The following is a 21,858-nucleotide window of genomic DNA, read 5'->3' as shown; positions in this document are numbered from 1 at the left end:
GGAGAGGACAGGCGCGCCAGCCTGCCATCGACATTAGGGCGCGCTCATCGCAAGAGTCGAGGGCGCTCGGCCGCTTGTCCCCGATCGCCATATGCGTCTCCTTGCCGACGATTTCCACCCGTGGAATTTTCTTTTAGACTGCGCCCGCTTCGTCGAATTTGCGCTGGCGCACGCGCCGCGCGCAGGGGGTGCCATGCGGCGGTCTTTTTTATGTGTGTTGGCCTTTCTTGCGTTCGCCGCTTTTTCGGGCGCCGCCCTCGCCGAGATTCTTACCCTCCATGCGCCTGTCGAATTGCGCACGCGGCCGACGGTCAGATGCCCGGTGACCGTCATCGCCCCGGCCGATACGGATCTCACCATATTGGGGGACGGTCGCAACTGGATCCCGGTGGCGCTGAACGGCGAACGCTTCTTCGCGTCGCGGGCGGAGCTCGTGAACGCCTCTCCAGCCCCCGCGCCCGGCCCCGACCCGACCTGTGATTATGGCTATCCTTATTCGGGAAGCGGGCTGTTCTTCGCGCGGCCGCTTGCGCAATTTCGCCACGGACCGCTTGGATTCCTGCTCGGAACGCATCGTTTCTATCCGTGCTGAAAAGTCCGAAAGTCGGTCCGCTGGCGACTGCGACATAAACGCGCGAAGGCGCGTTCTTCCTTTGCGTGAAATCTGTCGCAAATCGTAAGCGCTATCCGCAACCGCCGGCGCGGCTAGGATGATCGGCGTTCGATTTTCTTGATCTGTGACAATTCCGCGCAGAGGCCGAAGTGCGCGCGTGTAATTGATTGAAGTCAAATTTCTGTTGCTATTGCGCTGTACAATGCCGAGTGTGAATCGAAGTCGCGCTGGGGCGACTTTGTCACATTTTTCCGGCGCCAGCGTAATTCTCGCGTCTGCAAGAAAAGAACCTCCAGAGGACAGAATCATGGAGCGTCCCCCTCTCATCGCGAAACAAATGACCTTCAGCGAGAAATCGCTAAGCGCGATCTTCGTCGCCCTTGCGCTTGCGACGGGCTATATCGCGACAAAAGCCTATACGCCGGCCTTCGCCTTCCACGCGGCGCTGTTCTCTCTGGGCTCCATCGGCGCCGTCGTCGCCATCCTGCTGCGCTATCGCGCGCGCGGGCCGCAACTGCCGCCGCTCACAATAGACGGGCGGCCGAACTATAACTACGGACCGATCAAATTCGCGTCGATCGCCTCGCTGTTCTGGGGCGTCGCGGGGTTCATCGTCGGACTGTATCTGGCGCTGGAGCTCGCTTATCCCGCCTTCAATCTCGACCTGCCCTGGATCAATTTCGGCCGCCTGCGGCCGCTGCACACCTCGGCGGTGATCTTCGCTTTCGGCGGCAATGTGCTGCTGGCCACGTCCTTCTACGTCATGCAGCGGACGAGCCGGGCGCGCATCGCGGGCGATCTCGCGCCGTGGTTCGTCATCCTCGGCTACAACTTCTTCATTGTCATCGCCGGCACGGGCTATCTGCTCGGGGTCACGCGCGGGCACGAATACGCCGAGCCGGAATGGTACGCGATCCTGTGGCTCGTCGTCGTCTGGGTCACCTACCTGCTCGTCTATCTTTTCACGCTCGCGCGGCGTCAGGAGCCACATATCTACGTGGCGAACTGGTTCTACCTGTCCTTCGTGGTGACGGTCGCCGTGCTGGTGCTCGGCAACAACGCCGAGATCCCGGTGTCGATCTTCTCGCCTCAGTCGGTCATCGTCTGGGCCGGCGTGCAGGACGCCTTGATCCAGTGGTGGTACGGCCATAACGCCGTGGGCTTCTTCCTCACCACCGGCTTTCTCGGCATCATGTATTACTTCATTCCCAAGCGCACCGGGCGGCCCATCTACTCCTACCGACTGTCGATCGTGCATTTCTGGTCGCTGATCTTCCTCTACATCTGGGCCGGCCCGCACCACTTGCTCTATACGGCGCTGCCCGATTGGGCGCAGACCCTCGGCATGGTGTTCTCGGTCGTGCTGTGGATGCCCTCCTGGGGCGGCATGATCAACGGCCTGATGACGCTCTCCGGCGCATGGGACAAGCTGCGCACCGATCCCGTGCTGCGCATGCTGGTCGTCTCGGTCGCCTTCTACGGCATGTCGACCTTCGAGGGTCCGCTCCTGTCGGTGAAGGCGGTGAACGCTCTGTCGCATTACACCGACTGGGGCATCGGCCATGTGCATTCCGGCAGTCTCGGCTGGGTGGCCTTCGTGTCCTTCGGCGCGCTCTACTGCCTCATTCCCTGGATCTGGAACCGGCAGCTCTATTCGCTGAAGCTCGTCAACTGGCACTTCTGGATTTCGACGATCGGCATCGTCTTCTACATCACGTCGATGTGGGTCGCGGGCATCATGCAGGGTCTGATGTGGCGCGCCTACACCCCGCAAGGCTTCCTCGAATATTCCTTCGTCGAGACCACGGAGGCGCTGCATCCCGAATATGTGATCCGCGCCATCGGCGGCGGGCTGTTCGTGATCGGCGCGCTGATCATGGTCTACAACATCTACCGGACGCTCGCCTCGCCAGCCGCGGAAAGCGCGCTCGCCCCGTCGCCCCTGCCTGCCGAGTGAGGATAGGAAACCATGTCGCAATCCTCTCAACACGCACCCGCCGGCGGCGGGTTCCAGAAGATCCTCGAAACCAATTCGATCCTGCTCATCGTCGGCATTCTGCTGCTCGTGTCGGTCGGGGGCATCGTCGAAATCGTACCGCTCTTCTACCTGAAGAACACGATTGAGAAGGTCGAGGGCGTTCGTCCCTACACGCCGCTCGAGCTTGCGGGCCGCAACATCTATGTCCGCGAGGGCTGCTACACCTGCCATTCGCAGATGATCCGCCCGCTGCGCGACGAGGTCGAGCGCTACGGCCATTATTCGCTCGCGGCCGAAAGCATGTATGACCACCCGTTCCAATGGGGCTCGAAGCGCAACGGCCCGGACCTTGCGCGCGTCGGCGGCAAATATTCCAACGACTGGCAGCGCGATCATATGCGCAGCCCGCAGTCGGTGGTGCCGTCCTCGATCATGCCGGGCTATCCGTTCCTGGCCTCGGCGCCGCTCAAGGCCGAGCATCTCGCCGAGCAGATGCGGCTCCTGCGCGTCGTGGGAGTTCCCTACAGCGACGAGCAGATCGAGAACGCGCAGGCCGATCTTCTGGCGCAGAACGGCGCCGACTCGGCGGCGGCGGCCGAGATGCAGAAGCGCTATCCGAACGCCGTCCTGAACGATTCACCCGCCAAGGGCGGCGTGACCGAAGAGGACGCGCTCATCGCCTATCTGCAACACCTCGGCGTCTCCGTGGATTTCAAGCTCTACGAAGACAAGGCCAACATCAGGTGATCCCATGAACGCCTCAGCGGCCGAAGCCTTATCGACCTATGAGTATCTGCGCGCGCTCGCAGCCTCCTGGGGCCTGATCTTCTTCGGCTTCATTTTTCTCGGCGTCGTCGCTTACGCCTTCTGGCCCTCGCGGCGGAAGCAGTTCGAGCAAGACGCCCAAATTCCCCTTCGGGAGGACGACGATGTCTGAGGACACGTTTGACAAAGGCAAGATTAAAATCGACGAAGTCAGCGGCACGCCGACGACCGGCCACGAGTGGGACGGCATCGAGGAATTGAACACGCCGCTGCCGCGCTGGTGGGTGTGGACCTTCTGGATCACCATCGTCTGGGGCGTCGGCTACACGATCGTCTATCCCGCCTGGCCGACGTTCTCCGGCGGCACGCAGGGCGTCACCGCGTGGCATTCGCGCGATCAGGTTGCGGCAGAGGTCGCCGATCTGCAGACTCTGCGCGGCCCCGTGCTCGACAAGATCAAGGACGCGCCGCTCGACAAGATCGAGTCCGACCCCGACCTGCTCGCCGCGGCGCGCACTGTCGGCAAGGTGGCTTTCGCCACCAATTGCGCCTCCTGCCATGGCGCCGGCGGGCAGGGCGCCAAGGGCTACGCCAATTTGAACGACGACGACTGGATCTGGGGCGGCAAGCTCTCCGACATCCAGCAGACGATCGAGCATGGCGTGCGCTGGGACGCCGACAAGGCGACGCGCGCCTCCGCCATGCCGGCCTTCGGCCGCGACGGGCTTTTGACGCCGGAGCAGATCTCCGTCGTCGCCGACCATGTGCGCACCTATGCGGAAACGCCGGACTCGGACGCGCCGACGGCGGAAGGCGAGAAGCTTTACGCCGAGAATTGCGCCGCTTGCCATGGCGTCGAAGGCAAGGGCAATCCGGAGCTCGGGGCGCCGGCGCTTTATGACCAGGTGTGGCTCTACGGCTCCGACAAGCCGTCCGTCGTCGCCCGTATCGCCAATGGCGGCGGCGCCGTGATGCCGGCCTGGAAGGACAGGCTCGACGACACGACAATCAAGGCGCTCGCCGTCTATGTGCACTCGCTCGGCGGCGGGCAGTAGGGGGCGGCCATGAGGCCCCTCCCTGCCCGTCGGCGCGATGAGCGCTCTGGATAAAGGCCCGCATGGACTCCCTCTCCCGCGACGCGGGGGAGGGTTGGGGTGGGGGAGCTAAGGAACAGTAGAAGACAATGTCCAGCGCAGACACACAGCACTCGCTCTTGGACGAACCCCTCGTCGAAGCGGCGCATCGCATCTATCCCAAGAAGGTCGACGGACATTTCCGCCGGATCAAATGGGGCATTCAATTCGCGACGCTGGCGATCTACTATTTTCTGCCTTTCGTGCGCTGGGACCGCGGCCCGAATGCGCCCAGCCAGGCGGTGCTGGTCGACTTGCCGCATCGGCGCTTTTATTTCTTCTTCATCGAGATCTGGCCGCAGGAAGTCTATTACGTCACCGGGCTGCTGATCCTTGCGGCGCTGACATTGTTTCTCATGAACGCCGTCGCCGGCCGCATCTGGTGCGGCTATATGTGTCCGCAGACGGTGTGGACCGATTTCTATATGACGACGGAGCGCTGGATCGAAGGCGACGCCCGCGACCGCATGAAGCTCGACAATGGTCCGCTTACCGTCGAAAAAGTCCGTAAGAAAATCTCAAAGCATTTCGTCTGGCTGCTCATCGCCTGGTGGACGGGCGGCGCCTGGGTGCTCTATTTCGCCGACGCGCCGTCGCTCGTCTATCGGCTCGCGACCTTCCAGCCGGGCGCCGGCGAAGCCTATCTGTGGATCGGCATCCTCACCTTCACGACCTATATCTTCGCCGGCTGGATGCGCGAGAAGCTCTGCCTGCACGCCTGTCCCTGGCCGCGCATTCAGGCCGCGCTCACCGACGAATATGCGCTGAACGTCACCTATCGCTATGACCGTGGCGAGCCGCGCATGTCGTTGAAACAGGCGACTGCCGCGCGCGCCGCTGGCGCGCCATCAGGCGATTGCGTCGATTGCGGGCAATGCGTCGCGGTCTGTCCGACGGGCGTCGATATTCGCAAAGGCGCCCAGCTCGGCTGCATCCAGTGCGGCCTTTGCATCGACGCCTGCGACGCCATCATGGAGAAGATCCATCGCGCGCCACGGCTTATCGGCTATGACACGGAAATGAACCTCAAGCGGCGCGAATGCGGCGAGCAGCCGGTCTTCAAGCCGCTGCGCGTGCGCACCCTTTTCTACGCAGTGCTCATTTTGGCGATCGGCGGCTTCATGTCGGCGACGCTGGTCACGCGCGGCGACATGCACGTCAGCGTGCTGCATGATCGCAACCCTCTTGCGGTGCGGCTCAAAGACGGCGGCGTGCGCAATGGCTATACGCTGCGCTTTTCCAATAAGAAGCCTGAATTTCGGCGGTTCACGCTCGCCGTCTCTGGCGTCGCCGGCGCGCAGACGGAGGTTGTCGGCGTGGCTCCCGACGCCAGGGGCAACGTCGTGATCGACGTCGGGCCGGATCAAACCCGCGAAGCGCGCGTTCTCCTCTCGACCCACGGCCTGGCCGCTGCCAAGGGACAGGCCCCTGTCCTCTTCACCGTGACCGACGCCGGCGACGGCGCCGCGGTCGAGGTGAAGGACGTGTTCATTTCGCCGTGAGGTCCGACGATGAGCCTGGTCATGAGCAAGAAAACTCCGTTCGAGCCCGATCGCTTCTCGGACTATGAGGCCGGCGGCAAGCCGCTCACCGGCATGAAGGTGCTGGCGATGATCGTCGGCTTCTTTCTCTTCGTCTTCGTCGTCGACGGGGTGATGATCTACAAGGCCGTGAAGACCTTCTCGGGCGAGGTGACGCCGCATCCTTATGAGCGCGGTCTCGCTTATAATCGGGAGATCGCGCAGGCCCGCGAGCAGGCTGCGCGCGACTGGAAGGTCGACGTGCGGCTCGCGCGCCTTCCGGCCGGCGAGACGGAGATTCGCGTCATTGCGAGCGACAGCACGGGCGCGGAGGTGTCGGGCGTGGAGATGACCGCGCTTTTCGCCGCCCCGGCCGATCTTGCAAAGGACGTGCGCGTGAGGCTCGCGCCCGTCGCGCCCGGCCGCTATGCTGGCAGGGCGGCCTTGCCCAAGGGCCAGCGCGACCTCGTGCTCACGGCGGCGCGCGGGGGCGAGGAGGTCTTTCGCTCCAAGAATCGGATCGACGTGGAGTAGGGCGTCGCATGAGGGGGCTCGCATGACCGTCGCATTCGACTATGAGGGTCTCGTCGCAAGAGGCGAGGACGGCGCGCAGCGTTTCGAGGCGGCGATCGACGGCATGACTTGCGCCGCCTGCATCGGCGAGATCGAGCAGGGCCTTTCCGATCTGCCGGGCCTGGAGCGGGTGCGGGTGAATTACACGAACCGCCGTTTGCAGCTCGAATGGCGCGATGACTCCTTCGATCTTCCGACGGCGTTCGAGCGCCTGCGGCGCATGGGTTATACGCTGCATCCTTTCGAATTGGCGGAGAGCGAACGCGCCGAAATCGAGACTTCGCGCTGGCTGTTGCGTTGCCTGGCCATCGCCGGCTTCGCCGCCATGAACATCATGATGCTTTCCGCGGGCATTTGGGTCGGCGAGGGCGGCGGGGACATCGACCCTGCGACGCGCGATCTGTTCCATGGCGTCTCCGCGCTCATCGCCTTGCCCGCGGCGGCCTTCGCGGGCCAGCCCTTCTTCAGGAGCGCTTTCGCCGCCTTGCGCGTGGGTCGGCTCAATATGGACGTGCCCATCTCGCTCGGCGTGCTGCTCGCGCTCGGCATGTCCGTCTATGAGACGCTCACGCACGCCGAGCACGCCTATTTCGACAGCGCGACCATGCTGCTCACCTTCTTGCTGCTGGGCCGCTTCCTCGATCACGCCATGCGCCGCAAGACGCGCGCCGTCGCCGCCAATCTCGCCGCCCTGCGCGCGCCGCTCGCCTGCCGCCTCGGTCCCGACGGCGCCGAGACTCTCACCCCGCTCGCCAAAATCGAGCCGGGCGATCTCGTTCTGACGCGCCCCGGCGAACGCGTGCCGGTCGACGGCGTCATCGAGCGCGGCGCCTCCGAGATCGACGAAAGCCTCATCACGGGCGAAACCGCGCGCCGCGCCGTCACGGCCGGCGATCAGCTCTACGCCGGCAGCATGAATTACGACGGCGCGCTGGTGCTGCGCGTGGCGGCGGCGAGCGGCGCCACGCTGCTCGACGACATCGAGCGTCTGCTGGAAAAGGCGACAAACGCCCGCTCGCGCTATGTGCGCCTCGCCGACCGCGTATCGCGGCTTTATGCGCCGATGGTTCATGTCGCGGCGCTGTCGACCGCGTTGTTCTGGCTCTGGCGCGGGGCGAGCCTCCACGACGCGCTCGTCACCGCCATTTGCGTGCTCATCATCACCTGTCCTTGCGCGCTGGCGCTGGCCGTGCCGGCGGTGCAGGTCGTGGCGAGCGGCGCGCTGTTTCGCGCCGGCGTCCTGCTCAACAGCGCCGACGCCATAGAGCGGCTGGCCGAAGCCGATACGATCGTCTTCGACAAGACCGGCACGCTGACGGCGCCCGAGCCGCGCGTCGTCAACGCCAGCGAATTCGATGTCGAACTCCTCGACCTCGCCGCGCAACTCGCTCGGGCGAGCAGCCACCCGCTGGCGCGCGCGGTCGCGCATGAGCGGCCAAGCGGCGCGGCGCTGGAGGCGCGGGAGGAGCATGGGCAGGGAGTCTGCGCCCTCGTCGAGGGCGCCGAGTCGCGCCTCGGGTCGCCGCGCTTCTGTGGCCTCGAGCAGGAGGCGGCTCGGCTCGGCGCGCTCGATCCGGACGTGTCGCTCGTGGCCTTTCGGCATGGCGACCGGCGCGCGCTCTTCCAGATCCGGCAGGCCCTGCGCAGCGACGCCGCCGAAACGGTCGCCGCGTTGCAAGCGCGGGGCTTCGCCGTTGAGATCCTCTCCGGCGACCGCGTCGCGGCCGTGGAGAAAATAGCGCAGGCGCTCGACGTCTCGGCATGGGCGGGCGCGCTGAAGCCGGCGGACAAGGTGGCGCGGCTCGAGGCGCTCCGCGCGCAGGGGCGCAAAGTGCTGATGGTCGGCGACGGATTGAACGACGCGCCGGCGCTTGCCGCGGCTTACGTCTCCGTCTCGCCGATCGACGCCACGCAAATCACCCAAGCCGCAGCGGACGCGGTCTTTCTGGGCGAGCGTCTCGCGCCGGTTCTGACGACGCTCGACATCGCCCACAAGGCGCGCGGCCTGATGCGGCAAAATCTGGCGCTGTCGGTCATCTACAATGTCTTCGCGGTGCCGCTGGCCATGGCTGGCATGCTGACGCCGCTGATCGCCGCGGCGGCGATGTCGGGCTCCTCCATTCTCGTCACGCTCAACGCCTTGCGCGCCGGGCGTGCGGCTGCGGCCCCGCTCGAGCCCTCCCTCGCTTCGCGCGCGAGCGGGCGGCTCGCGGATAGCGTTCGGAAAGGGACGCCGGAGCCTGTCATCGGGCCAGCCGAATGACCGTGCTGCTTTTCCTCATCCCGCTGGCCCTGGCTCTCGGCCTCGCAGCCCTCGCGGCTTTTATGTGGTCGTTGCGCAGCGGCCAGTTCGACGATCTCGACGGCGCGGCGCATCGTGTGCTGATGGACGACGACGTCGACGAGGCGAAGAAATGAACCTTCGCGAAAACAGCGCCTCGGATGTCGTCACCCTGGCAGGCCCTCCAAGCGAGCTGAGTTGCGACGCCTCGTCAGTCGACGACGGCTCCGACGCGGCGATGCGCGTCGGCGCGCTTTATTGCGCCTGTCCGGCGTCGCTCACGCGCGCCAACGTCACCGACAACCGGCTAACTCTCGCGCTCGGCTTCGGCCTGGCGGTGCTGGCGCAGGCGCTGGTTCTCACGGCGCTGCCCGAACAGAGCCGCTTGATGGCGCCGAGCGTGGAGCGCATCGGCTGGCCTTTCGCGCTACTGCTCGTCGGCGCCGCCCTTGCGAGTTTTCCCGCAGCGCTGCTCGTCGACGCCTTTGGGCGGCGCGCGGCCTTCAGTCTCGGCGCCAGTCTCGGCGTCGCGGGCGGCGCGCTCTCAGCCTTCGCCATCGCCAAATCCAATTTCTTCGGACTGTGTCTGGGCGCCTTCTGGCTCGGCCTGGCGCAGGGCTTCGCCCTGTTCTACCGCCATATCGCCGCGCAGGGGTCGGCGCGGGGCGGGCTCGTCGTGCTTGGCGGCGGCGCCGGCGCGGCGCTGGCGGCGCCTGTTGTCGTCTCTTTGGCGCCCGAGCCCGGCGCGACCCTGCTCGCGGCCGCCGGCCTGCACGTCGTCGCGCTGGGCCTCGCCGTACGCATGCCGCACGTTGTCGCGCCTGACTCGGCGGCGCCCGCGCCTGCGCCCATTTCGCGCCGCTTCGCGCTCGCGACGCTCGCCGGAGCGGTGGCCTGGTTCGTCATGTCGGCCGGGATGCTGCATGGGCCGTTGACGCTCGCCGTCTGTGCGGCGGCACCGGCCTTCATCGGCGGAGCCATGGGCTGGCATCTCTTTTCGATGTACGGCCCCGCGGCGCTCGCAGCTTCTCTGCCCGGCCTGTTCTCAACAGCGCCGACGCTCGCCGCCGGCCTTGCGGTCATGGTCGGCGGCGCGGGCGCGGTTTACGCGGGGCTTTCGATCGCGAGCGTTACGCTCGGACTCATTGCGATCGGTCTCGGCTGGGGCGCGGTGAATGTCGCGGCGCTGCGTCTCTTGCATGAAGGCGCGCGTCCATCGCGCGCGGCGCTGGCGCTGCACGACCTCTGCCTGCTGGGCGCGGCGGCGGCGGGCGCGTTGCTCTTTTGAGGTCCGCGCTGCTACGCTGACCGAGGCGCAAACATCAGCGAGAGTCCGCAGTGCAAATTCATTTCCTCGGCGCGGCGGGAACCGTCACCGGCTCCCGCTATCTGCTCGAAAGGCAGGACACACGCCTTCTCGTCGATTGCGGCCTGTTTCAGGGCCTGAAAAATCTTCGCCTGCGCAATTGGGCGCCTTTCCCGGTGAAACCGAAGACCATCGCGGCGGTGCTGCTGACGCATGCGCATCTCGACCATTCCGGCTATCTGCCGGCGCTGGCGCGCGACGGTTTCGATGGACCCATCTACTGCTCGAAGGCGACGCGTGAACTCTGCAAAATCCTGCTCGCCGACAGCGCGCGACTGCAGGAGCAGGACGCCGAATACGCCAATCGCCGCGGCTTTTCGAAACATCATCCCGCTTTGCCGCTCTACGATTCGCAGGACGCCCGTCGCGTGCTGCGGATGTTTTCCTCGCTTTCCTTCGCCGACAGTCACGATCTTCGGGAAGGCCCGGTTTTGCGACTGCATCGCGCGGGGCATATTCTCGGCGCCGCCTCGCTCGAAGTGAACTGGAGAGGCCGGCGGATCGTCTTCTCGGGCGATCTCGGCCGTTACGACGATCCGCTGACCGTCGATCCCGAGCCGATCGACGGCGCGCACTATCTCATCGTCGAGTCGACCTATGGCGATCGACCGCATGATCGACGCGACCCCAAGGAGGCGCTCGGGAGCGTCGTTGAAAAGACAATTCGCCGCGGGGGCACGGTGATCGTTCCGGCCTTTGCGGTGGGGCGCGCGCAGATGCTGCTTTATTATCTCGAGCAGCTGAAAGCGTCGGGCCGCCTCGCCAATGTGCCAATTTATCTGAATAGTCCGATGGCGGCCGAGGCGAGCGAATTGTTCGTGCGTTATGGCGACGACCAGAAGCTTTCGGACGAGCAGCGGCGACGCGCCTGCGCGGTGGCGAAATATGTTCAGTCAGTCGAGGAGTCGAAGGCGCTCAACGATGACGAGACGCCCAAGGTGATCATTTCGGCGAGCGGAATGGCGACGGGGGGCCGCGTGCTGCATCACTTGAAGAAATGCCTCCCGGACCCGCGCAACACGATCCTCTTCTCCGGTTTTCAAGCGGCGAGCACGCGCGGCGCGGCGCTGGTCTCTGGCGCCGACAGCGTCAAGATTCACGGCGAATATGTCCCCGTGCGCGCCGAGGTCGAGAACTTAACGATGTTGTCGGCGCATGCAGACGCCGACGGCATTCTGCGCTGGCTGCGCAATTTCACTAATCCGCCGCGCATGACCTTCGTCACGCATGGCGAGCCGACAGCCGCCGATACGCTGCGGCGCCGGATACAAGACGAACTTGGATGGCGCTGCGTCGCGCCGGAACAGCTCGAGCGCGCGACGCTGTCTTAAGACCCGAAGCGCGCGAGCTGCACTTGCGGCGGCTCCGTGCCGGTGTCGCCGAATTTCGCGCGGTAGACGACGAAATTCTCCATCACGCGCTGCACGTAATTGCGCGTTTCGGTGATCGGGATGCGCTCCACCCAGTCGATCGGATCGACGTTGGGCTTACGGGGATCGCCATAGGCGTCCATCCACTGCTTCACGCGCCCGCCGCCGGCGTTATAGGCCGCGAAAGTGAGGAGATAAGCGCCTCTGTATTCGCCGAGCAGCGTGCCGAGATGCGCCGCGCCGAGCCTGGCGTTGAAGGCGGGCTCTTTCACCATGCGCGCGGCGTCGAATGCGAGGCCATGCTGATAGGCCGTATGCCGCGCGGTCGAGGCGATCATCTGCATCAGCCCCATGGCGCCGGCGGAAGACACGGCCTTGGGATCGAAGGCGCTCTCCTGCCGCGCGATCGCATAGACGACCGAACGCGAGGCGGAATTCGGAAGCGCGTCGAAATTCGGCACGCCATAGGAGGGAAAGGCGACGTCGTCGAGCGGAATGCCGCGATAAGACGCGCTCTTGCCGAAAATCAGCGACATCTTCGCGTCGCGCTGGCTGGCGATCGCTTCGCCGAGCGCGGCGATCTGCCGGACGTCGGCCATGTTTTTCGTCGCCTCGAGGGCGAGCGGCGCGGCCACGTCCTTGTCGCCCGTCGCGAGCAACAGCTCGACGACGCGCACGGCTTCGTGGCGCTCGTGATCTCGCGCGACGGCCGGGGCGGGGCGCAGCGGCTGGTCGTCGCCGCCTAGCTTGGCGCTCGCCAGCTGACCGTAGAAGGTGGTCGAATGGGCGGCGGCTTGACGATAGAAATCGCGCGCCTTCGCGTCATCGTCCGGCGTGTGATAGGCCTCTGCGGCGCGGGCGCGCCAATAAAGCGCTCGCGATTTTTGCAGCGGGGTCTCCGCGACCTGACCCAGCGCTGCGAAATGCCTTGCGGCGCGTGACGGATCGTCCAGAAAGCGCAGCGCAATCCAGCCCGCCATGAATTCGGCTTCGACCTTGTTGCTCGTCGACTCGGCGCCATGTTGCGACGCGATGAGATAGGCGGTGTCGGCGTCGCCCGTATCGAGCAGCTTGCGCGCGGTCTGGCGCCGTTCGGCCCACCAGGCGTCGCCGTCGACCACTTTCACCGGATCGGTCGGCGCCTTGCGAAACAGCGCGCCCGCCTCGGCGAATTTCTTGGCGCCGTTCAGACTGCGGATGCGCGAAAAAAGCAAACCCGGGTCGTTCTGGAGCGACGGCGGCACGGAAGCGAAAAGCTTCTCGCCGCCGGCTCCGTTATTCGCCGCCGCACGGGCGCGGGCGAGAGCCGCGACATCCTTGCCGGCGAGTTCGGCGGCGCGCAGGGCGAGCACATTCTTGCCGGCGTAAAGCAGACGGTCGGCGCGATATTTGTGATCCTCGGCGGTAAGCAGCGCGCCGAGTTCCTTGTAGAACTGGTTCTCGAAACTTTGGCCGAGATCCTCTTCGCGCCAGGCCTCTCGGGCGAGCGCGCCGGCGGTCTCGAAGTCGCCGTCGCGCGCCAGCGCGCGGGCCAGCGCAAATTTGCCATAGGCCGTCTGCGGCTTGGTTTCGGCGAACCAGCCCTTCACGACCCGGTCCGGGTGGTGTTCCGCGACGAGGGCCTCTTCGGCGCGGCGACGGAGCCAGTCCGCGGCCGGCCAATCCGGATGCGCCGCGAGAAAGGCGGTGATGCGCTTGAAGCCCGCCTCGTGGGAATGGAGTTTGAGTCCGACCCAGCGCGCGGCCGTGTCCGCGAGATTGGTCTGCAGATTGGCCGCCGCCTCTTCGCCGCTCGCGAAGTCGCCGGCGCGGAAGGCCGCCAAAGCGGGGTAGAAATTCTCGAAGTCCGGCCCGAGAAGTTTCGACGGGTCGGTCGCGTTCGGCGCAGCGGCGCGCGGCCATCCGTCCGGCGGCGTATAACGCGCGAGCGGGGACAGGCCCGCGTCGTCCTGCCCAAACAGGGAGATTTGCGGCGGATGCGCCGCCTCGGTGTGGGGCGGCTCGCCGGTGACCAATCCGCGCACCGTCTCCTCGAGATTGCCGACGCGCGCGCGCCAGGCCCCGACGCTGAACGGAACATGCGGAACGATGTTGGCGTATTCGCGCCGCGCTTCCCCATCGCCCAGATCGTCAAAGCCCGTGAAGGCGGGCGTGATCAGGGCGATCGCGGCGGCGGCGGCCAGGAGCTTGAGGCGCATCGAAACCCGTGGAGGCAAGGTCATCGCGTTTCGTTTCCGTCTTCAGAGGCTGGACCTTATTCATTTACGAAGCGTTAACCAAGGCGTCGCCGTAGCGCCCTGCCTGACGCGCCCCAACTCGCCTAGGTGGGGCTTTTCTCACAAGCCCCCAGCGGCTATGAAAGACCCGTCTATGATACGGGCGCGAATACGGCGGCTGTGAGGCGTAAGGAAGTTCCTGATTCTATGAGCAACAAGCCGATTTTTCATGGGTCGATCACGGCTCTCGTCACGCCTTTCGCCAATGGAGAGGTCGATTACGACGCGCTCCACGCGCTCGTCGACTGGCAAATCGAGCAGGGAACGCATGGGCTTGTTCCCGTCGGGACGACGGGCGAAAGCCCCACTCTGAGCCATGAAGAACATGGCCGCGTCGTCACGGAAACCATTCGGGCGGCCAAGGGGCGCGTCCCCGTCATCGCCGGCGCGGGTTCGAACAATACGCGCGAGGCCATCGCCCTTGCGGGTCACGCCGAGCGCGCCGGCGCGGACGGACTGCTGATCGTCACGCCCTATTACAACAAGCCCAATCAAGAAGGGCTCTATCTGCATTTCAAGGCGATCAACGACGCGGTGTCGATTCCGATCGTTATTTACAACATCCCGCCGCGCTCGGTGATCGACATGAGCGTCGAGACGATGAAGCGTCTGTCGGAGCTCAAGAATATCGTCGGCGTGAAGGACGCGACCGGCAATATCGGCCGCATTTCGCTGCAACGCGAGGCGATGGGGCCGGACTTCATCCAGCTTTCGGGCGACGACCTCACGGCGCTCGCCTGCATGGCCGCGGGCGCGCATGGCTGCATTTCGGTCGTCTCCAATATCGCGCCGCGCCTGTGCGCCGATCTGCAGAACGCCTGTCTTGCCGGCGATTACGCCAAGGCGCTGGAAGTTCAGGACCGGCTCGTGCCGCTCCAAGTCGCGACCTTCCTCGAGGCGGGCGTCACAGGCGCGAAATATGGTCTGTCGCTGCTCGGGAAGGCGCGCGAAGAGGTGCGTCTGCCGCTCGTGGTCTCGACGCAGCCCACCAAGGACCGCATTCGCGCCGCCATGATCCGCGCCGGCCTGCTGCCGGCATAGAGCTTTCGACGCGTCGTCGCCGGGAATCAGTCTTCGCTCGAAAGCTCTAGGAACGGGCCGTGGCCGCTAAGCAGGAGCCGAATCACAAGGTTGTCGCCGACAACCGGAGGGCGCGCTTCAATTATGAGATCGGCGAGACCTTCGAGGCGGGGCTCGCCCTGACCGGGACGGAAGTCAAGTCGCTGCGCACCGGCAAGGCGACAATCGCCGAGAGCTACGCCCATGTCGACAGGCATGGCGAGGCTTGGCTCGTCAACGCCAATATTCCCGAATATCTCTCCGGCAACCGTTTCAACCACGAGCCGAAGCGACCGCGAAAACTATTGCTGAAGTCCCGCGAGATCGCGAAGCTCGCGCAGGCGGTCGAGCGCGAGGGCATGACCATCGTGCCGTTGAAGCTCTATTTCAACGCCAGGGGACGCGCGAAACTCCAAATCGCGCTCGCGCGCGGCAAGAAGATCCACGACAAGCGCGAGGTCGAGAAGAAGCGCGATTGGAGCCGGGAAAAGGGGCGGCTCATGCGCGAGAAAGGTTAGTTTCGGCCGGCAAGGACGCCTCGGAGCGCAAAAAAGCCCGGCGAGGGCCGGGCTTTTGGACTCTCGAAGCAGAGGAGCCTTATTCTTCGTCTTCTTCGCTATGCACGCCGGCCGGGGCGGGCGCGGGCATTTGCGGACGGCTGGGGCGCTCCTGGTAGCGCTGCATACGCTCGGCGCGTTCGCCAGGATCACGGCCGATCTTCCCGACCAGATGGATGAGGTCGATGAATTCATCGGCCTGGCGCCGCAGTTCGTCGGCGATCATCGGAGGCTGCGTGGTGATCGTCGAGATCACCGAGACGCGCACGCCCTTGCGCTGCACGGCCTCGACGAGCGAACGGAAGTCCCCGTCGCCCGAGAACAGAACCATGTGGTCGATATGCTCGGCCATCTCCATCGCGTCGACGGCGAGCTCGATGTCCATATTGCCCTTGACCTTGCGGCGGCCCAGCGAGTCGACGAACTCCTTGGTGGGCTTCGTCACGACAGCGTAGCCGTTGTAATCGAGCCAGTCGATCAACGGGCGGATCGAGGAATACTCTTGATCCTCGATCAAGGCCGTATAATAGAACGCGCGTATAAGTCGCCCCTTGGCCTGAAACTCGCGCAGGAGGCGTTTGTAATCGATGTCGAAGCCAAGCGACTTGGCCGTGGCGTAGAGATTAGCGCCGTCAATAAATAACGCAATACGTTCGATATCAGCCATTTTATTCTCGCGTTCGTTATGTAGGTCGCCTTCGCCCGAGCTCTCGGCCTTGGGCCCGGCGCCGGCGCGTTCAACCCTGTTGAAGCGGCCTTGACTGCCGACAAACCATCGCCGGTTTCATTTTGGAAAGGCGCCTTTGTCGGAACACGGACGCCGCAGCGTCACGACCGGTAGATTGCGCCGATGTGCCGCAACGTCAAGAGCAACCCGAGCTTTAAGCAGACAATACTTTGTTAAATTTCCGATAAGTTGATGGTTTACCGCTCAATATGGGCAACCATAACCCGGCGTGGGTTCGTCAAAAGCCCAGTTCGCGATTGATCTGTCAACCATATTGGTATAACTGCCTTCGTTTCCCCTCGGACAGGAGCTGTGGACAGATGGCGCGCGTCACCGTCGAAGACTGTATCGACAAAATTGAGAATCGATTCGATCTGGTTCTTCTTGCGGCTCATCGCGCCCGGCTGATCTCCTCCGGCCAGCCAATTCTCGTGGATCGCGACCGCGACAAAAACCCCGTGGTGGCCTTGCGCGAGATCGCCGAGACGGCGCTGTCGCCGGGCGATCTGTCGGAGGATTTCATCCATTCTCTGCAGCGCCACGTCGAAGTCGACGAGCCGGAGGCCGAGGCTGCGCCCGCCCTTACCCCTGCCGCTGGCGCCGACCTCGAGGGCGAGACGCAGTTTGACCGCATGACCGAGGAAGACCTTCTGCGCGGCCTCGAGGGACTTGTGCCGCCGGCCGAGGTCGAGGAAGACGGCGAGTAAAAGCCATTGGCGATGCGGTCTCCCCTTGGAGACCGCGGCAAAGCTGCGCTACAATTCGGGTCAATTCCCAGCGGCCTGACGTCGCCCGCCCGCTCCGCGCCGCTCGGATGCGAGGGCCGCGTCGGCCGCGCTATCCTGTCGTGGCGTTTAAGCGCATGATGCGTCAATACGAGCTTGTCGAGCGGGTTCGCAAATACAACCCGAACGTCGACGAGGATTTGCTGAACCGCGCTTACGTCTACGCGATGAAGGCGCATGGCCAGCAGACGCGCGCTTCCGGCGACCCCTATTTTTCCCACCCTCTCGAAGTCGCCGCCATCCTGACGGATCTCAAGCTCGACGACGCGACCATCGTCGCCGCCGTGCTGCACGACACGATCGAAGATACGGAGACGACGCGAGAGGAGATCGATCGCCTGTTTGGCGAGCAGATCGGCCGGCTCGTGGACGGCCTCACCAAGATCGAGAAACTCGACCTCGTTTCCAAACAGGCCCGCCAGGGCGAGAATTTCCGAAAGCTGCTGCTCGCCGTCGCCGAAGACGTGCGGGTGCTGCTCGTCAAACTTGCCGACCGCCTGCACAACATGCGCACGCTGCATTTCGTGCCGCAGGAAAAGCGCGCCCGCATCTCGCAGGAGACGCTCGACATTTATGCGCCGCTCGCCGGGCGCATCGGCATGCAGCGCCTGCGCGAGGAATTGGAGGGGCTCGCCTTCCGGCATCTGATGCCCGAGGCGCATCAGACGATCGAGCAGCGCCTGCACGAGCTGCGCACGAAAAATGGCCGCATCATCAAGAAAATCGAGGACGAGCTGAAGCGCGAATTCTCCGATCGCGGGATAGAGGCGGCGGTGACCGGGCGCCAGAAGACGGCCTATTCCGTCTGGCGCAAGATGGAGCGCAAATCCATCTCCTTCGAGCAGCTCTCCGATATCTTCGGTTTCCGCATCATCGTCGGCACCGTCGAGGACTGCTATCGCGCGCTCGGCGTCGTGCACGCCAAATGGCCGAACGTGCCGGGCCGCTTCAAAGATTATATTTCGACGCCCAAGCAGAACGACTATCGCTCGATCCACACCACCGTGATCGGACCCGGCCATCAGCGCGTCGAGCTTCAGATCCGGACGGCCGAGATGCATGAGATCGCCCGTTTCGGCATCGCCGCCCATGCGCTCTACAAGGATGCGACGGGCGACGAGGGGCGCGAGGAGCTCGCCAAGGAAAGCCGCGCCTTCCGCTGGCTGCAGGAGACGCTCGATCTGCTGGCGCATGGCGACAGTCCCGAAGAGTTTCTCGAGCATACCCGGCTCGAGCTGTTCCAGGATCAGGTGTTCTGCTTCACGCCCAAGGGCGGCCTCATCGCCTTGCCGCGCGGCGCGACGCCGATCGATTTCGCCTACGCCGTCCACACCAAGCTCGGCGATTCGGCTGTGGGCGCCAAGATCAACGGCCGCGTCGCGCCGGTCTTGTCTCAATTGCAGAATGGCGACGAAGTCGAGATCATCCGCGCTGAAGGCCATGTGCCGCCGGCCGCCTGGGAAGCCGCTGTCGCGACCGGCAAGGCGCGCGCCGCGATCCGCCGCGCCACGCGCGAGGCGGTGCGGCAACAATACGCCGGGCTCGGCCGCCAGATCGTCGAGCGCGCCTTCGAGCGCGCGGGCCGCGCTTACTCCGACGACAGACTCAAGGGCGCGCTTACCCGTCTCGCCCGGCCCTCGATCGACGACGTTCTGGCCGCGGTGGGGCGTGGCGAAATCTATTCCGGCGACGTGGTGAAGGCGGTCTACCCGGACTTCACGGAGGAGCGCAAAGCCGCGCAGGCGCCGATGGCGCCGGGCGAACCGGGCTGGTTCGGCGTCAAGGCCAACGCCAATGTCGTCTTCAAGGCGCCGGGCGCGGCGGGCGACGGGGACCCGGGCGCCATTCCCATTCGCGGCTTGCGCGGCGACGCGCCGGTGCGCTTCGCGCCGGAGGGCGGCGCCGTGCCGGGCGACCGCATCGTCGGGATTTTCACGCCCGGCGAGGGGATCACGATTTATCCGATCCAGTCGCCTTCGCTCACCGCCTTCGACGACCAGCCCGAGCGCTGGCTCGACGTACGCTGGGACATCGATCCGGAAAAGCCCGCTTTGTTCCCGGCGCGCATCGTCGTCACGGCGATCAACGAGCCGGGCACGCTCGGCGCCCTGGCGACGCTGATCGGCGAAGCGCGCGCCAATATCGACAATATCCGGTTCAAGGCGCAGTCGCCGGATTTCCGCGAGATGACCTTCGATCTCGAGGTCGCCGACCTCAAGCATCTGACCGACGTGGTCGCCAAGCTGCGGGCGAGCGCGCTGGTGAGCAAGGTCGAGCGGGTGATCGGGTAGTCGGCCTTAGCCGAGCAGTGCGATCGACAGGCTTGAACCGCCCCCCTCCGTGCAGGCGCTTGTTAGAAGCTCGCGTTTCGAAGGACCAGGGCGCGTCTGGCTAGCGCCTCCGGCATGACAAGCGTCCCCTCGCTGCGCTATGACGCGCCATGACTACAAAACCCCTTCGCCTCGGCGTCAACGTCGATCACGTCGCCACCATCCGCAATGCGCGCGGCGGGCCGCGTCCCGATCCCGTTCGCGCGGCGCTCCTCGCCATTGAGGCGGGCGCCGACGGGATCACCGCGCATCTGCGGGAAGATCGCCGCCACATCACCGACGCCGACATGGCCCGTCTCAAGGCCGCGATCTCCAAGCCGCTCAACTTCGAAATGGCCGCCACCGGGCAGATGCTTGACATCGCCCTGGCCACCGCCCCGCACGCGGTCTGTCTCGTGCCCGAAAAGCGCACCGAGCGCACGACAGAAGGCGGCCTCGACGTGATCGGCGGCCACGATTATCTCGCCCCTTATGTCGATCAGCTGACGCGCGGCGGCGTCCGCGTGTCGCTCTTCATCGAGCCGTCGCCGGAGTCGATCGACGCCGCCGTCTCGATCAAGGCCCCGGTCGTCGAGTTGCATACGGGGGCCTGGTGCCACGCCGTGGAAGTGGGCGATCTGACGCTGGCGGATCGTGAATTTGCGCGCGTGCAAGAAGCCGCGGCCTATGCCGGGGGGCGCGGGCTCGAAGTCCACGCCGGCCACGGCCTCGACTACGACACCGCCCGGCGGGTCTCGGCGCTGCCGCAGATCGTCGAGATGAACATCGGCCATTTCCTCGTGGGCGAGGCTGTCTTTGTCGGCCTCGCCGAGGCGATCCGTCGGATGCGCCAGGCGATGGAAGAGGGGCGGGCGGCGGCGGGCTGACGGGTCCGGGCCTGGGAAGCCCGGATCGGGCTTACCCGGTAACCGCTTGTCCAGGCCACTGGTTCTCATCTGGGCGACGCCGTGCTAAGCGGGGTCTCGGGGCGGATTCTGGCCGCCGCCAAGGTCAAGGAGCAGTCGGCTTGAGCAGGAACGTCCCGGTGGCACAGAAGCAGGAAGAGGGCGGAGTTCTCGAGACCATCAAGGTCATCATCCAGGCGCTGGCCATTGCGCTCGTCATCCGCACGCTGCTGTTTCAACCCTTCAATATCCCATCGGGCTCCATGATCCCGACGCTGCTGATCGGCGACTATGTCTTCGTTTCGAAATACGCCTATGGCTATTCGAATTATTCGATGCCTTTCGGCCCCAATGTTTTTTCCGGCCGCGTGCTGGCCTCGCCGCCCAAGCGCGGCGACGTGGTGGTGTTCAAGCTGCCGCGCGACAATGAGACGGACTACATCAAGCGCGTGATCGGCCTGCCCGGCGACCGCATTCAGATGATCGAAGGGCGCCTTTACATCAATGGCGTCGTCGTGCCCCGCGAGCGGATCGCGTCGGCGGAGACGGAGAATAGGGAAGGGCGCGAGGTTCCGGTCGCGACCTATAAGGAAACGCTGCCGGGGGACGCCCAGCATCCGGGCGTCGAGCACACGATCATCGAGATCGAAGACGATTACGGGATGAACGACAATACGGGGCTCTTCGTGGTGCCGCCGGACCATTATTTCATGATGGGCGACAACCGCGACAACTCGACCGACTCGCGCATCGCGCCGGAGAGCGGCGGCGTCGGCTACGTCCCCTTCGTCAACCTCGTCGGCCGGGCCGAGATCATCTTCTTCTCGGTCAGGAAAGATGAGTCGGCGCTCGCCTTCTGGCGCTGGCCGTGGTCCGTGCGTTGGAGCCGTCTGTTCAAGTCGGCGCATTGAGCGGGCGCGCCATGGCGCGAGGCAAGCCCGATCTTGCGGCGCTCGAGGGGCGCGTCGGGCATGAATTCACGGACAGGGACCTGCTTCGCTGGGCGCTCACCCATGTCAGCGCCGCGCCGCGGCGGCCGGATTCCTACGAACGGCTGGAGTTTCTTGGCGACCGCGTGCTCGGCCTCGCCGTCGCGCATATGATCTACGAAAGCTACCCTGCCGAGAGCGAGGGCGAACTTTCGCGCCGCCTGGCCGCGCTGGTGCGCAAGGAAACCTGCGCCGAGGTCGCCGAGCTCTGGGGCGTCGGCCCCTATATGCGCCTCGGCGAGGGCGAGGCGCAGACCGGCGGGCGCAAGAAGCGCGCAATCCTCGGCGATATTTGCGAGGCGATCATCGGCGCGGTGTTTCTCGACGGCGGAACGGCGGCCGCCGAGCGTGTGGTGCGCGCCGCTTTCGGCCCTAAAATGCGCGAGGCGGGGCGCAATCTGCGCGACGCCAAGACTGCGTTGCAGGAATGGGCGCAGGCGCGCCGCCTTGCCCCCCCGCGCTATCGGCTGGTGGCGCGCAGCGGACCGGATCACGCGCCGTCCTTCGAACTCGCGGTTGAAATCGAGGGGTTCGAGGGGGCGACGGGGGCCGGTTCGTCGAAACGCGCCGCCGAACAGGCGGCCGCGGCGGCCTTCATGGCGCGCGAGGGCGTAGAGGAGTAGGTCTCCTCGCTCCATCGCTGGCCCGCGAA

The 21,858-nt window shown here is 65.3% G+C and carries 20 protein-coding genes; 18 read left to right on the top strand and 2 right to left on the bottom strand.

Annotated elements, in window-relative coordinates; genetic code table 11:
• The first annotated feature begins 193 nt into the window (after window positions 1-193).
• The 11 genes from ACETII_RS02140 to ACETII_RS02090 all read left to right on the top strand — a co-directional run bounded on the left by ACETII_RS02140 (window position 194) and on the right by ACETII_RS02090 (window position 11,560).
• Window positions 194-592 carry an SH3 domain-containing protein gene (locus ACETII_RS02140; RefSeq protein WP_472786932.1) on the top strand — a complete coding sequence of 133 codons (399 nt, stop codon included), beginning with the start codon at window positions 194-196 and terminating at the stop codon, window positions 590-592.
• 328 nt (window positions 593-920) lie between these two features.
• Window positions 921-2,570, top strand: a complete 1,650-nt coding sequence (gene ccoN, locus ACETII_RS02135) for a cytochrome-c oxidase, cbb3-type subunit I (RefSeq protein WP_472786931.1) — start codon at window positions 921-923, stop codon at window positions 2,568-2,570.
• Between the two features lie 12 nt (window positions 2,571-2,582).
• Entirely contained in the window at window positions 2,583-3,338 is a 756-nt protein-coding gene (ccoO, locus tag ACETII_RS02130) for a cytochrome-c oxidase, cbb3-type subunit II (RefSeq protein WP_363349383.1), read from the top strand.
• A gap of 4 nt (window positions 3,339-3,342) precedes the next feature.
• Window positions 3,343-3,528, top strand: coding sequence for a cbb3-type cytochrome oxidase subunit 3 (locus ACETII_RS02125; RefSeq protein ID WP_363349382.1), 186 nt, complete (start codon window positions 3,343-3,345; stop codon window positions 3,526-3,528).
• Window positions 3,521-4,411 carry a cytochrome-c oxidase, cbb3-type subunit III gene (gene ccoP / locus ACETII_RS02120; protein ID WP_472786930.1) on the top strand — a complete coding sequence of 297 codons (891 nt, stop codon included), beginning with the start codon at window positions 3,521-3,523 and terminating at the stop codon, window positions 4,409-4,411. Before ACETII_RS02125 ends, ccoP begins: the two co-directional genes overlap by 8 nt.
• 128 nt (window positions 4,412-4,539) lie before the next feature.
• The gene (gene ccoG / locus ACETII_RS02115) at window positions 4,540-5,991 is read left to right on the top strand and encodes a cytochrome c oxidase accessory protein CcoG (RefSeq protein ID WP_472786929.1); all 1,452 of its coding nucleotides are present in this window, start codon (window positions 4,540-4,542) and stop codon (window positions 5,989-5,991) included.
• Between the two features lie 21 nt (window positions 5,992-6,012).
• Window positions 6,013-6,543, top strand: coding sequence for a FixH family protein (locus tag ACETII_RS02110; protein ID WP_472786928.1), 531 nt, complete (start codon window positions 6,013-6,015; stop codon window positions 6,541-6,543).
• Window positions 6,544-6,565: 22 nt separating this feature from the next.
• Window positions 6,566-8,845, top strand: a complete 2,280-nt coding sequence (locus tag ACETII_RS02105) for a heavy metal translocating P-type ATPase (protein ID WP_472786927.1) — start codon at window positions 6,566-6,568, stop codon at window positions 8,843-8,845.
• Entirely contained in the window at window positions 8,842-9,000 is a 159-nt protein-coding gene (ccoS, locus tag ACETII_RS02100) for a cbb3-type cytochrome oxidase assembly protein CcoS (protein WP_363349377.1), read from the top strand. Before ACETII_RS02105 ends, ccoS begins: the two co-directional genes overlap by 4 nt.
• On the top strand, window positions 8,997-10,151 hold the full coding sequence (locus ACETII_RS02095) for an MFS transporter (RefSeq protein WP_472786926.1): 1,155 nt from the start codon (window positions 8,997-8,999) through the stop codon (window positions 10,149-10,151). The genes ccoS and ACETII_RS02095 overlap by 4 nt, the downstream gene beginning before the upstream one ends.
• Before the next feature lie 50 nt (window positions 10,152-10,201).
• The gene (locus ACETII_RS02090) at window positions 10,202-11,560 is read left to right on the top strand and encodes an MBL fold metallo-hydrolase RNA specificity domain-containing protein (protein ID WP_472786925.1); all 1,359 of its coding nucleotides are present in this window, start codon (window positions 10,202-10,204) and stop codon (window positions 11,558-11,560) included.
• On the opposite strand, the gene ACETII_RS02085 is transcribed toward ACETII_RS02090, so the two are convergent.
• Window positions 11,557-13,821, bottom strand: coding sequence for a lytic transglycosylase domain-containing protein (locus tag ACETII_RS02085; protein WP_472786924.1), 2,265 nt, complete (start codon window positions 13,819-13,821; stop codon window positions 11,557-11,559). The two genes, ACETII_RS02090 and ACETII_RS02085, sit on opposite strands and share 4 nt — an antisense overlap.
• A gap of 201 nt (window positions 13,822-14,022) precedes the next feature.
• Between ACETII_RS02085 and dapA the strand changes: the two genes are divergently transcribed.
• Both dapA and smpB read left to right on the top strand, forming a co-directional pair.
• Window positions 14,023-14,916, top strand: coding sequence for a 4-hydroxy-tetrahydrodipicolinate synthase (gene dapA / locus ACETII_RS02080; protein WP_472786923.1), 894 nt, complete (start codon window positions 14,023-14,025; stop codon window positions 14,914-14,916).
• A gap of 59 nt (window positions 14,917-14,975) precedes the next feature.
• Window positions 14,976-15,452 (top strand): SsrA-binding protein SmpB, encoded by a 477-nt coding sequence (smpB, locus tag ACETII_RS02075; RefSeq protein WP_363349372.1) that lies wholly within the window; start codon window positions 14,976-14,978, stop codon window positions 15,450-15,452.
• Between the two features lie 79 nt (window positions 15,453-15,531).
• Here smpB and ACETII_RS02070 read toward each other — a convergent pair whose 3' ends face one another.
• The gene (locus tag ACETII_RS02070; protein ID WP_363349371.1) at window positions 15,532-16,158 is read right to left on the bottom strand and encodes a LabA-like NYN domain-containing protein; all 627 of its coding nucleotides are present in this window, start codon (window positions 16,156-16,158) and stop codon (window positions 15,532-15,534) included.
• Window positions 16,159-16,538: 380 nt separating this feature from the next.
• On the opposite strand from ACETII_RS02070, the gene rpoZ reads away from it, so the two are divergent.
• The 5 genes from rpoZ (at window position 16,539) to rnc (ending at window position 21,829) form a co-directional block, all read left to right on the top strand.
• On the top strand, window positions 16,539-16,925 hold the full coding sequence (rpoZ, locus tag ACETII_RS02065) for a DNA-directed RNA polymerase subunit omega (RefSeq protein ID WP_363349370.1): 387 nt from the start codon (window positions 16,539-16,541) through the stop codon (window positions 16,923-16,925).
• Between the two features lie 155 nt (window positions 16,926-17,080).
• Entirely contained in the window at window positions 17,081-19,294 is a 2,214-nt protein-coding gene (locus ACETII_RS02060) for a RelA/SpoT family protein (RefSeq protein ID WP_472786922.1), read from the top strand.
• 149 nt (window positions 19,295-19,443) lie between these two features.
• A complete protein-coding gene (locus ACETII_RS02055; RefSeq protein WP_472786921.1) occupies window positions 19,444-20,199 on the top strand; it encodes a pyridoxine 5'-phosphate synthase in 756 nt (251 codons plus the stop codon).
• A 158-nt stretch (window positions 20,200-20,357) separates the two neighbouring features.
• Window positions 20,358-21,128 carry a signal peptidase I gene (gene lepB / locus ACETII_RS02050; protein WP_363351177.1) on the top strand — a complete coding sequence of 257 codons (771 nt, stop codon included), beginning with the start codon at window positions 20,358-20,360 and terminating at the stop codon, window positions 21,126-21,128.
• 11 nt (window positions 21,129-21,139) lie between these two features.
• The gene (gene rnc, locus ACETII_RS02045; RefSeq protein ID WP_363349367.1) at window positions 21,140-21,829 is read left to right on the top strand and encodes a ribonuclease III; all 690 of its coding nucleotides are present in this window, start codon (window positions 21,140-21,142) and stop codon (window positions 21,827-21,829) included.
• Window positions 21,830-21,858 lie beyond the last annotated feature (29 nt).

The organism is Methylocystis sp. NC52PC (genome assembly GCF_055698645.1).
The sequence above is the reverse complement of the archived record's forward strand: the minus strand, read 5'-3'. Positions and strand labels throughout refer to the sequence as shown.

What these genes read in the sequence shown, in the direction of transcription:
- ccoP (WP_472786930.1), top strand. Translation starts at nt 3,521, where the DNA reads ATGTCTGAGGACACGTTTGACAAAGGCAAGATTAAAATCGACGAAGTC.
- ACETII_RS02140 (WP_472786932.1), top strand. Translation starts at nt 194, where the DNA reads ATGCGGCGGTCTTTTTTATGTGTGTTGGCCTTTCTTGCGTTCGCCGCT.
- ACETII_RS02070 (WP_363349371.1), bottom strand. Translation starts at nt 16,158, where the DNA reads ATGGCTGATATCGAACGTATTGCGTTATTTATTGACGGCGCTAATCTC.
- dapA (WP_472786923.1), top strand. Translation starts at nt 14,023, where the DNA reads ATGAGCAACAAGCCGATTTTTCATGGGTCGATCACGGCTCTCGTCACG.
- rnc (WP_363349367.1), top strand. Translation starts at nt 21,140, where the DNA reads ATGGCGCGAGGCAAGCCCGATCTTGCGGCGCTCGAGGGGCGCGTCGGG.
- ACETII_RS02105 (WP_472786927.1), top strand. Translation starts at nt 6,566, where the DNA reads ATGACCGTCGCATTCGACTATGAGGGTCTCGTCGCAAGAGGCGAGGAC.
- ccoS (WP_363349377.1), top strand. Translation starts at nt 8,842, where the DNA reads ATGACCGTGCTGCTTTTCCTCATCCCGCTGGCCCTGGCTCTCGGCCTC.
- ACETII_RS02125 (WP_363349382.1), top strand. Translation starts at nt 3,343, where the DNA reads ATGAACGCCTCAGCGGCCGAAGCCTTATCGACCTATGAGTATCTGCGC.
- ccoG (WP_472786929.1), top strand. Translation starts at nt 4,540, where the DNA reads ATGTCCAGCGCAGACACACAGCACTCGCTCTTGGACGAACCCCTCGTC.
- ACETII_RS02085 (WP_472786924.1), bottom strand. Translation starts at nt 13,821, where the DNA reads ATGACCTTGCCTCCACGGGTTTCGATGCGCCTCAAGCTCCTGGCCGCC.
- ccoN (WP_472786931.1), top strand. Translation starts at nt 921, where the DNA reads ATGGAGCGTCCCCCTCTCATCGCGAAACAAATGACCTTCAGCGAGAAA.
- ACETII_RS02095 (WP_472786926.1), top strand. Translation starts at nt 8,997, where the DNA reads ATGAACCTTCGCGAAAACAGCGCCTCGGATGTCGTCACCCTGGCAGGC.
- ACETII_RS02110 (WP_472786928.1), top strand. Translation starts at nt 6,013, where the DNA reads ATGAGCAAGAAAACTCCGTTCGAGCCCGATCGCTTCTCGGACTATGAG.
- ccoO (WP_363349383.1), top strand. Translation starts at nt 2,583, where the DNA reads ATGTCGCAATCCTCTCAACACGCACCCGCCGGCGGCGGGTTCCAGAAG.
- rpoZ (WP_363349370.1), top strand. Translation starts at nt 16,539, where the DNA reads ATGGCGCGCGTCACCGTCGAAGACTGTATCGACAAAATTGAGAATCGA.
- ACETII_RS02060 (WP_472786922.1), top strand. Translation starts at nt 17,081, where the DNA reads ATGATGCGTCAATACGAGCTTGTCGAGCGGGTTCGCAAATACAACCCG.
- ACETII_RS02055 (WP_472786921.1), top strand. Translation starts at nt 19,444, where the DNA reads ATGACTACAAAACCCCTTCGCCTCGGCGTCAACGTCGATCACGTCGCC.